The organism is Westiellopsis prolifica IICB1 (genome assembly GCF_004323185.1).
GTDB classification, from domain to species: Bacteria; Cyanobacteriota; Cyanobacteriia; order Cyanobacteriales; family Nostocaceae; genus Pelatocladus; species Pelatocladus prolificus_A.
The window spans coordinates 3,032,371-3,042,570 of the sequence record NZ_NAPS01000001.1 but is presented as its reverse complement, the minus strand read 5'-3'; the positions used below and the strand labels follow the sequence as shown (position 1 = coordinate 3,042,570).

Genomic DNA, 10,200 nt, shown 5'->3' with positions numbered 1-10,200 from the left:
GGGGATTGGGGATTAAGTGTCGGGGATTGGGGAATAGGCTTTCATGGCTTATTTGTGTGATTTATGATGTGGCTGTCTAAATTTTTAGCTAAATCTTTAGATTTAATATTTGATTTGAATAATCTGAAATTTATCGTAGCAATACAAATCACTCCACGGGTTACTCTCAAAGGGTGAAATTTCCGTATTAGTTCAAAAATATGGGTCTAGGAGAATTTTGTGGTTGTAGGGTAAAATTTTTGGACTATTTTTAAGGATGCCAAATTAGCTATCCATAGATGAAAAGAGCTAAGTAATAATCGACACCTCAATCTCCAAAAATTGGTACACTAGCTAACACTAACTTTCAGTAACAAAAGATGCAAAACAGATTCATTTAGCCTTGTTGTTTAGCTTGATTTTTGTTGACGTTTTTTGTAAGTTGGGTGGTTTGTTTCAAAAAAATCGCTGCAAATATTCTCACAATTTGATACCCTAGCTTAAACAGATTTGGGAACATTAACAGCGTGGAAACTCAAATTGGGCGGGGGAAAACAGCTCGTAGGGCTTACGGAATAGATGAAATTGCTTTAGCACCTGGCAACAGGACGCTAGATCCGAGTTTAGCAAGCACCAAATGGCGTATTGGTAATATTGAGCGAGAAATCCCAATAATTGCCAGCGCCATGGATAGTGTGGTAGACGTTCGCATGGCCGTGCTTCTGTCAAATTTAGGAGCATTGGGTGTATTGAATTTAGAAGGAATTCAAACTCGTTATGCTGACCCAGAACCGATTTTAGACAAAATAGCTTCGGTGGGCAAAGAAGAATTTGTTCCCTTGATGCAACAACTTTATGCTGAATCTATTAAACCAGAATTAATTGAACAAAGAATTAGAGAAATTAAACAACAAGGCGGTATAGCCGCAGTTAGTGCAACTCCCGCAGGAGCAAGTAAATATGGTGCAGTAGTTGCAAAAGCAGGGGCGGATTTATTTTTTGTGCAAGCAACAGTTGTTTCCACATCACATTTGTCCCCACAATCTATAGTACCTCTTGACTTGGCTCAATTTTGCCAAGAAATGCCCATACCCGTGATTTTGGGTAATTGCGTGACTTATGAAGTCACACTGGACTTAATGAAAGCAGGAGCTGCTGCGGTTCTTGTCGGTATTGGTCCTGGTGCTGCTTGTACTTCCCGTGGGGTTTTGGGAGTGGGTGTACCACAAGCAACTGCGATCGCAGACTGTGCAGCCGCCCGTGATGCATTTTATCAACAAACGGGTAAATATATTCCAGTAATTGCTGATGGTGGTTTAATCACTGGAGGTGATATTTGTAAGTGCATTGCTTGTGGTGCTGATGGAGTCATGATTGGTTCTCCTTTTGCCAGGGCTGCTGAAGCACCAGGACGACGCTATCATTGGGGTATGGCAACTCCTAGCCCGGTATTACCTCGTGGGACGCGCATTCGTGTAGGTACGACTGGTACTTTAGAACAAATTCTTGTCGGTCCAGCCCAACTAGATGATGGTACTCATAATCTTTTGGGAGCTTTAAAAACTAGTATGGGAACATTAGGAGCCAAAAACATTAAAGAAATGCAGCAAGTCGAAGTTGTAATTGCTCCTTCCTTGTTAACTGAGGGTAAAGTATACCAAAAAGCTCAACAACTAGGTATGGGCAAATAAGACAGGTTAGTTATTAGTAGGGAGAGTACAAATGCTTCACCTCTGCTCACCAACAACCAACAGTCAACGACTATAAAAAATTTTTTCCAGACTCCAAAACATTTCCTGGAAAAATCACATATGTCGCCTACAATATAAATAGCGGAGACGCATGTTTCCGTTCACTCCTCACACCACACTCCGCCCGGACTACTGTTCGGGCGGTTCCTTTTGTAGATGAAAAAAGGTAAAAGCCTGTGGGATCTTGCTCTAATCACTTCTGAGAGTTCCTGTTTGTCTGAGGTGATGGATAAAGGAAAATAAAACCCTTTAATTAACCTTTTCGCTTCAGGAAATTATTGAAAGAATAACTTTTACAAAAGATTTCATATACAAATGTGTCTGTATTACTCCAAGCAGTGCTTTTTGCTATGGTAGAATTTCAGCACGATCAAAAATATAGAGACAAAGGTTTGTAGCCATGTCAGCAGCCGCACAAGTTACCGACTCCACTTTCAAGCAGGAAGTATTAGACAGTGAAGTTCCTGTTTTGGTCGACTTTTGGGCACCCTGGTGCGGTCCTTGCCGGATGGTAGCCCCAGTTGTAGATGAAATAGCAGATCAATACAAAGGCCAAATCAAGGTAGTTAAGGTCAATACCGATGAGAATCCTAATGTTGCTAGTCAGTATGGTATCCGTAGCATTCCCACATTGATGATTTTTAAGGATGGACAAAAAGTTGATATGGTAGTAGGTGCTGTACCAAAAACTACATTAGCTAATACTTTGGAAAAATATCTTTAAAGTTTCAGTTGCTGCAAATATTTTTGGAGTGTTTTTCAACTCCAAAAACACCTGAAATATTTGCCAGTAAAAATAAAGGAATACTGACCTTGGTTTCCTAAGTCTAATATTTTTCCGGCTATTGTAGTTTGCACTGTGTTTGACTACTAAACACACAATAGCAATAAAGCCTACCCAAAAAAAGTCATCTGTGATTCTTTTTTCACCCTTTGTTTGTCATTTCAGCAGTGGGAAAAACTAGTACAAAAGGTAAAGACACTAAGTTGTAAAGCTTTTATGGCAATCTTTGAGATTGTTTTTACTTCTGTAACTATTTTTGGTACGCTGCACTAGATTAAATAATTTTTGGTTGGCAAGGAAGTAGTAGCGCCTTAGTTTTGATAACTGGAGGTGCTTTTTTATTTCAAAAAAAGGGTTTTCAGAGAAATGCCATATTAGAGCAAATTTAGGTAAAATATAGTGCCGCATTGGCTACAGTTCTCATGACCTCATCTGCGTCGTTTGACATATTAGAGTCTCTCCAAACCGATATTGCTAAATTATTTGAGCGCTTACCAACGTTGAAGAATCGACGATACATCCAGCAGGCGCTAGCTACCATAGTGCGTCTGGCTGAGAGTGAAGTAGATCGCCTCGATTGGAAAATTATGTCAGCTGCTTTAATAGACATGGAGCGTGGTTTCGAGCTCTTTCATAATTACCGACATGTCCGAAAAGTGACCATATTTGGTTCGGCTCGCCTATCACCAGAAAGCCCAGAATATCACATGGCTGTTGACTTCGCCCGCTATGTTACTCAACTGGGATTCATGGTTATGACTGGTGGTGGTGGCGGAATTATGCAAGCCGGTCACGAAGGTGCTGGACGAGAAAATTCTTTTGGTCTAAATATTCAACTACCTTTTGAACAGCAAGCAAACCCAATTATTGAGGGTGATCCAAAGCTGATTCATTTTAAATATTTCTTTACTCGCAAATTATTTCTTTTAAAAGAAAGTGATGCTGTTGCTTTATTTCCTGGTGGATTTGGTACTCAGGATGAAGCTTTTGAGTGTATGACTCTGAGTCAAACAGGCAAATTTGGCCCAGTACCCGTAGTCTTAATTGACCGTCCTGGTGGAGATTACTGGCGATCTTGGAGCGAATATATTGATAAACAATTGGTGCAGAATGGCTTAGTAAGTCCCGAAGATCCAAGTTTATATACAGTCACAGATGATTTGGTGGTAGCTTGTAATGCTATTACCCGCTTTTACCAGGTTTATCATTCTAGTCGCTATGTAGGCGATCGCTTAGTAATTCGCCTCAGAACAGATTTATCTGATGCAGAGGTCGAGCAATTAAATGCTCATTTTAGCGACATTCTGGTGACAGGACGAATTGAAAAAAGCCAAGCTTTACCTCAAGAAGGACAAGATGAAACTCTAGAACTTCCCCGCTTAGTTCTTTACTTCAATCAAAGAGATTTAGGACGTCTTTATCAAATGATTGCTGTCATTAATACCATGGGTACGCCTTCATTAGAAAATAGAGCGCACCCAGAATTGAAGTAACTTTTTACCGATGAGACTTCGCAGCAGTTATTATGAGAAAAGATTAAGGGGAAAATCCCCTTAATCTGAAATTGTGCAAAAACAACTTTTCCAAAAAGTCTATTTAAATACTAAACGGTAGCGTGTTAAGTGTCAATATGCTATCTAAAATTTTTTGTAGAGAAGTTGCACTGCAACGTCTCTACATGCCTAAATGATCACGGCAAATCCTTGACGATTTGTAGTTTACTCTTCAGTTTTGTGTTTTAATCCAGCTTTTTCAGCGACCATGGTTAAAAGTTTTGACGTGGCGCGAGTTGGTTCATAGACACTTGTTTCCCACTCACTCACCGTTTGCTGGCGAACACCTAACTCTTGGGCAAATTCTTTTTGGGAAAGTCCCATTTGAAGGCGTAGTGCTTTGATGGTTTCGCTGTTCCAGTGGATAGTATCGGTTGTAGTTAAGACTTTGTAATCACTGGTCGGCTTGCGAAAAGTGACGGTTTCTGCTTCTATATTCGGTTCAACTACGTATCCTGCTTTCATCCAAGCTGATGCTTGGGGTGAACCTGTACTGCGATTTCCCCACCATCGACGCTCTTTTTTGGCTGAGTTGGGTAGGGTGTTATTAATTAATTTTTCAATTTCTGTAAAAGAAAGGGTGATTTCAGGGCAATCACTTCCTTGGAGATATTCTAAAAGTGGCTGATATTTACTTCCTCCTTTCACTTACTCCATCTCCAAATTGATCTTAGTTGTGTACAATTCTCAAAACTATCCAAAATATTAGAGTAGTGGCGTGGCAAGGCTAAGATGTTGCATTAATAAACCGCAGAGGCGCAGAGAACGCAGAGAAAGAAGAAGAGATTTATGCACTATTTCAGTCTTACCACGTCAGTAGGTTTAACAGGGGTGTAAGGATGCTTTCAAGGGTAGGTTTTTTAGAATCTCGAAAATAGTTGAGACAATTCTCGAGTCTTTAAGGTGGTTTGGTCGTTTCAGGATTTTTAAATCGGCTGAAATAGTCAAAAAGTTACTAAATACAAAATCCTTACCTTTGTAAGCTTACACCCGCTCCGACAAAGCTTAGTTAGCCTACCCCCTGCAAATAAAAGATTAATTGGCTTACTTCTAAAAAGGATCGTTGAATTTACGAATTACTCAACACCCAATTTACAAGAGTGCGAACACCAAAGCCAGTTGCACCAGGCCCGTTATAACCGTTTTCTTTGTCAGTCCAAACAGGACCAGCTACATCCAGATGCGCCCAAGCTACAGTATCTTTGACGAATTGTTTTAAAAATAAAGCAGCAGTAATGGAACCACCAGGACGAGGTCCTGTGTTTTTCATGTCCGCGATCCCAGATTTTAATCCTTCAAAATACTTCTCTTCCATTGGAAGTCGCCAAATTTTCTCCCCTGCACCTTGGGCTGCTGTTTCCAACTCTTGCGCTAAAGTATCATTAGGCGTAAACAAACCAGCAATATCATCACCAAGGGCAATTACACAAGCACCAGTGAGGGTGGCTAAATCAACGATCGCATCGACTCCGAGTTTTTCAGCAAATACTAAAGCATCGGCTAGAGTTAAACGTCCTTCAGCATCAGTGTTATTAACTTCAATTGTTTTACCGTTAGATGCTTTGAGAATATCACCAGGGTGCATGGCACGGCCGCTAATCATGTTCTCAGTAACGGCGGAGATAAAGTGAACCTCTACATCTGGCTTGAGTTGACCAATTGCTTTAGCTGCACCAAAAGTTGCTGCTGCACCGCCCATATCAATTTTCATGGTTTCGATACCGCTACCTGCACCTTTGATATTGAGTCCGCCAGAATCAAAGGTTAAGCCTTTACCGATAATTGCTAATTTGCGTGTAGGTGTACCATCTGGCTTGTAAGTCAGGTGAATAAATTTTGGTGGTAAATCAGAAGCTTTTGCTACTCCTAAAAATGCACCCATACCCAACTTTTCACAGTCTTCCTGTTCCAAAATTTCTATGTGCATTCCGGTTTCAGAAGCGATCGCTGTTGCGGTTTCTGCCATTGTGATTGGTGTGACTTCGTTAGCAGGAGCCGCTACCAGTTGCCTAGCTAAAATTACTCCAGAACTAATTTTATTAGCACGAGCGATCGCAGCTTCTTGTCCATTTAATCTCAGTAATTCTACTGTCTCTAATTGTGGCGTTTTATCCTCTGGTTCTGATTTAAAGCGATTATCTTGATATAGTGCCAACTGCACACCTTCAGCTAGGGCTTGAGCTGTTTGGTCAGGATCGTTATTCCAAACAGGTAAACTTATCCCTAGAGTTTTAATTTTTTGCTTTTTGGCTTGGCGAGCGATCGCAGCAGCAGCACGGCGCAGAGTATCCAATTTAACTGCATCTGGTTTTCCTAAACCTACCAAGATCACTTTACGAACAGGGCTACCACTAGCTAATCTTGTGACAGCAATGCTACCGACTTTCCCCTTAAATTCTTCTTCAGCAATTAGTTCTTTTATATACCCAGCAAATTTCTCATCTAAAGTCGCCAGTTCACCAGTTAAATCTGTTGCATCTTCAAACAATCCTACTGCTAGACCATCTCCAGTCCAGTCTGTAAGCGAGGTACTACTAGGTATAATTTCCATTTGTTTATTTTGTGTAAAAGTTCTTGTACCAGTATTGCGTAAAATTTGTGTTTTATGGATTGGTAAGCCGACACAAATAAAGTCGTTAAACAAAATTAATTACACAAAATTAAGGTCTAAAACCTTCTTCAGGCTATAAACTCACTTTTGAGGATTCCATACTCCATAACATCTATATATTCACCCCATTTGAGAGTATGCTGACGCCGACATCCTTCAAAGGTCATGCCAATTTTTTGCATGACTCGCCCTGATGTGGGATTATGGGCAAAATGATAGGCGCAAATGCGGTGCAATCCTAATGTTTCAAAGCCATATCGCAACACTTCTTTAGCTGCTTCCGTACAATAACCATTTCCCCAGAAAGGTTTACCAATCCAGTAACCCAACTCAGCATGGTTATGTTTTTGGTTAATTCCCAAACTGATCGCACCACACAATGCATTTGTATCACGTAAGGCGATCGCAAAGTTCGCATCTTTCCCTTCACTGAATGCTGCTGGATGAGTTTGAATCCACTCTTGAGCCATACCATCTTCATAAGGATGGGGAACATTAAGAGTCATTGCAGCAATTTCCCACGCACCAGCCAAAAGTTGGACATCATTTGCATCTGCAAGGCGAAATGGTCGTAAAATCAGCCTTTGGGTTTGCACAGTTGCTTGCTCAATCTGATAAATAGTTTTATCCATAAATTTCTCCATGTTGCTGAATCAAAATATGAATTTACGATTCACAGAGTGTAGAGACGTAGCACTGCTATGTTTCTAGCATTTACCATCTCTCATACCCTCAAATACAAGCCGAGAAATATCCGGGAAAACATTTTGACTAGTACCCTATGCTGGATCTTCTCCAAGAATAGGAATCATATAACGGGATTTGCTGTCCTCAGTCGCCACATATGCGACTTCTTGACGGAAATTTGACTGCATTTCATAAATGCTATAACTGTAGATTATCTGTTTTCGACTGATCGTTTCCGTGCGATGGGATCAGGAAATTAGGGAGATCAGCAGCCAAAATGCAAGACAATCTCATTCCTAATCAGGGACAAAAAATGCGGTTAGTTTCAATCGGAGAGATTACAGAACATAGACAGGCCGAAGAAGTACTTCACAAAACAGAACATTGTCTGCGAAAACAAAGTAAAACATTAGTTCAACTAGCTAAAAGCAAGAGTTTACAACAAGGAAATTTCAAGGCAGCATTAAGGGAAATCACAGAAGCAGCTGCCCAAACAATAGAAGTAGAGCGAGTCAGTATTTGGTTATATAATATTGACCATTCAAAAATTGAATGTGTCGATTTATATCATACAATTACCAAGGTTCATAGTAGTGGAATGTCGCTTTTAAAAGCAAATTTTCCTGCATACTTTCAGGCTTTGGAAGAACAACGCAGCATAGCAGCACATGACGCTTGCAATGATCGTAGAACCCAAGAATTATCAGAGCCATATTTGTCTGCATTTGGTATTGTATCTGTGTTACATGCACCGATTTGGCTAGGGGGTCGTTTGGTGGGAGTGGTATGTCACGAACACATTGGCTGGATTCGTCAGTGGACATTAGAAGAAGAAAACTTTGCAGGTTCCATCGCTGATTTTGTCACTTTGGCGATCGAAGCTAGCGAACGTAAAGCTGCACAGGAAGCACTACAGCAGAGTGAAGCAGGGTTTCGGGCAATTTTTGAGCGATCCTCCGTTGGAATTGCACTAGTAGATATGAAAGGGCGGATTGTGGATATAAATCCGTCATTGTGTCAGATACTGGGCTACAGTCGAGAAGATTTATTTGGTAAGCATTTTACAGATTATATTTTCAAGTCTGAGGGAGATTTAGAACTCTATCAAGAACTGACTTCGGGAAATTGCGATCGCTTAGAGATGGAAAGACGCTTTGTACATGAGAATGGTCAATTTGTTTGGACATTGCTAAGTATTTCTTTGATTTCGAGTCAAAATGGTGAACCTGAGTACTTTCTCGCTATGACCGAGGATATTAGCGAACGCAAGCATACGGAATTAGAACTCTGTGAAAGTAAAGAAGCAGCAGAAGCTGGAAGCCGTGCCAAAAGTGAATTTTTAGCAACTATGAGTCATGAATTACGAACGCCTCTAAATGCAATTATGGGGTTGTCTCAGTTGCTACAACAAGAAATGGTGGGGTCTCTCAACGATAAGCAAAAAGAGTATGTCAATTGTATTTATAGTAGTGGCGAACATCTACTGGCACTAATCAACGATATTCTCGATTTGTCAAAAGTAGAAGCAGGTAAAGAAGAACTATTTTTATCTCAATTGCTAATAGAAGATTTGTGTGACTATGTAATATCTACAGTCCGCGATCGCGCCGAAGAAAAATATTTACAATTGATTACCAAAATTGATCAACAAGCAGAATTTTGTATTGGTGATGAGCGGCGAGTCAAGCAAATGTTACTCAATCTGTTGACCAATGCGATTAAATTCACCGCAGCCGGTAAGGTGTGCTTAGAAGTAAAAAAAGTACCCCAAGGTCTAAGATTTATCGTATCTGACACAGGTATTGGAATTGATTCGAGTCAGTTTAAATTTTTATTTGAACCCTTCAAACAACTTGATAGTCGCCTCAATCGTCAGTATGAAGGCACAGGTTTGGGTTTGGCCTTAACACGCAAGCTAGCACGTTTACATGGTGGTGACGTCACAGTAGAATCTGTGCTAGGAAAAGGCAGTCAATTTACATTGTTTATACCAGATCAAGCCCCTTTACAAGAAGAAAAACAGCTTTCTGAGCAGATATTCAGTATTAAAAACAAGCAATTTTTTGAACAAAGTAAAACAGTAAAAACACATAAATATGCTACCAAAAAAGTAGAAAATGCCGTTAATTATTCGCCATCTGATGAAAACTTATACCAACTTCAGTACAAGGAGGATAATGCAACTCCTCGTTATCCTGCTACCTATGTCACAAAAAATATTTTGTTGGTGCAAAATGAAGAACAAACTGCTATGTTGCTGCGAGATTATCTGCAAGCAATTGGTTATCATATAGAGTACATCAGCAATAGCAGTGATTTTTGGCAGCGAGTGCAAAACCAAAAGCCTGATTTAGTTTTGTTGGATTTAGAATTAGCAAGAGACATCAGCGCCTGGGATTTGTTGAGTACAGTACGACAAAACCCTAATTTGCAAGATTTAATAGTGATTACTCTCACATCAAATGCGATCGCCACAAACAACGATAACCCAAACGTAGATTGTCATTCTACTAAAAGTACACCAGATAAATTACGCGATCGCGCCCTCCAAGCAGGTGCAAATGCATGTCTGTTCAAGCCAATTGATATTGTTCAAATTGAATCAATACTGATGCAATACTTTGGGTAAGTGTCATTTGTCATTGGTCATTTGTCATTGGTCATTTGTCATTGGTCATTTGTCATTGGTCATTTGTTATTGGTCATTTGTCATTTGTTATTTGTTATTTGTCATTTGTTATTTGTTATTTGTCATTTGTTATTTGTTATTCTCCTTTCTCTCGCTGCTCCCTTCCCATATTTCTCTTGTCCCCGATTCCCGATTCCCGATCCCCG

General features: G+C 40.1%; 7 protein-coding genes. 4 read left to right on the top strand and 3 right to left on the bottom strand.

The features are described 5' to 3' along the window. Positions 1–506: 506 nt before the first annotated feature. From B4U84_RS12540 to B4U84_RS12530, 3 genes are all read left to right on the top strand, one after another. Positions 507–1,670 carry a GuaB3 family IMP dehydrogenase-related protein gene (locus tag B4U84_RS12540; RefSeq protein WP_131118238.1) on the top strand — a complete coding sequence of 388 codons (1,164 nt, stop codon included), beginning with the start codon at positions 507–509 and terminating at the stop codon, positions 1,668–1,670. Between the two features lie 460 nt (positions 1,671–2,130). After that, positions 2,131–2,454 (top strand): thioredoxin, encoded by a 324-nt coding sequence (trxA, locus tag B4U84_RS12535; RefSeq protein ID WP_131118235.1) that lies wholly within the window; start codon positions 2,131–2,133, stop codon positions 2,452–2,454. A gap of 482 nt (positions 2,455–2,936) precedes the next feature. Beyond that, on the top strand, positions 2,937–4,007 hold the full coding sequence (locus B4U84_RS12530; RefSeq protein WP_017312997.1) for an LOG family protein: 1,071 nt from the start codon (positions 2,937–2,939) through the stop codon (positions 4,005–4,007). A 225-nt stretch (positions 4,008–4,232) separates the two neighbouring features. Here B4U84_RS12530 and B4U84_RS12525 read toward each other — a convergent pair whose 3' ends face one another. The 3 genes from B4U84_RS12525 to B4U84_RS12515 form a co-directional block, all read right to left on the bottom strand. Further along, complete coding sequence (locus B4U84_RS12525) at positions 4,233–4,715, bottom strand: helix-turn-helix domain-containing protein (protein WP_131118232.1); 483 nt, start codon at positions 4,713–4,715, stop codon at positions 4,233–4,235. Between the two features lie 421 nt (positions 4,716–5,136). After that, positions 5,137–6,618 carry a leucyl aminopeptidase gene (locus B4U84_RS12520; RefSeq protein WP_131118930.1) on the bottom strand — a complete coding sequence of 494 codons (1,482 nt, stop codon included), beginning with the start codon at positions 6,616–6,618 and terminating at the stop codon, positions 5,137–5,139. Between the two features lie 128 nt (positions 6,619–6,746). Further along, positions 6,747–7,310, bottom strand: coding sequence for a GNAT family N-acetyltransferase (locus B4U84_RS12515; RefSeq protein WP_131118229.1), 564 nt, complete (start codon positions 7,308–7,310; stop codon positions 6,747–6,749). 332 nt (positions 7,311–7,642) lie between these two features. Here B4U84_RS12515 and B4U84_RS12510 point away from each other — a divergent pair, with 332 nt between their 5' ends. After that, positions 7,643–9,994 (top strand): hybrid sensor histidine kinase/response regulator, encoded by a 2,352-nt coding sequence (locus B4U84_RS12510; RefSeq protein ID WP_131118226.1) that lies wholly within the window; start codon positions 7,643–7,645, stop codon positions 9,992–9,994. Positions 9,995–10,200: the final 206 nt, after the last annotated feature.

Excerpts from the sequence above, each read along its gene's own strand:
- trxA (WP_131118235.1), top strand. The coding sequence starts at position 2,131 with ATGTCAGCAGCCGCACAAGTTACCGACTCCACTTTCAAGCAGGAAGTA.
- B4U84_RS12530 (WP_017312997.1), top strand. The coding sequence starts at position 2,937 with ATGACCTCATCTGCGTCGTTTGACATATTAGAGTCTCTCCAAACCGAT.
- B4U84_RS12520 (WP_131118930.1), bottom strand. The coding sequence starts at position 6,618 with ATGGAAATTATACCTAGTAGTACCTCGCTTACAGACTGGACTGGAGAT.
- B4U84_RS12515 (WP_131118229.1), bottom strand. The coding sequence starts at position 7,310 with ATGGATAAAACTATTTATCAGATTGAGCAAGCAACTGTGCAAACCCAA.
- B4U84_RS12510 (WP_131118226.1), top strand. The coding sequence starts at position 7,643 with ATGCAAGACAATCTCATTCCTAATCAGGGACAAAAAATGCGGTTAGTT.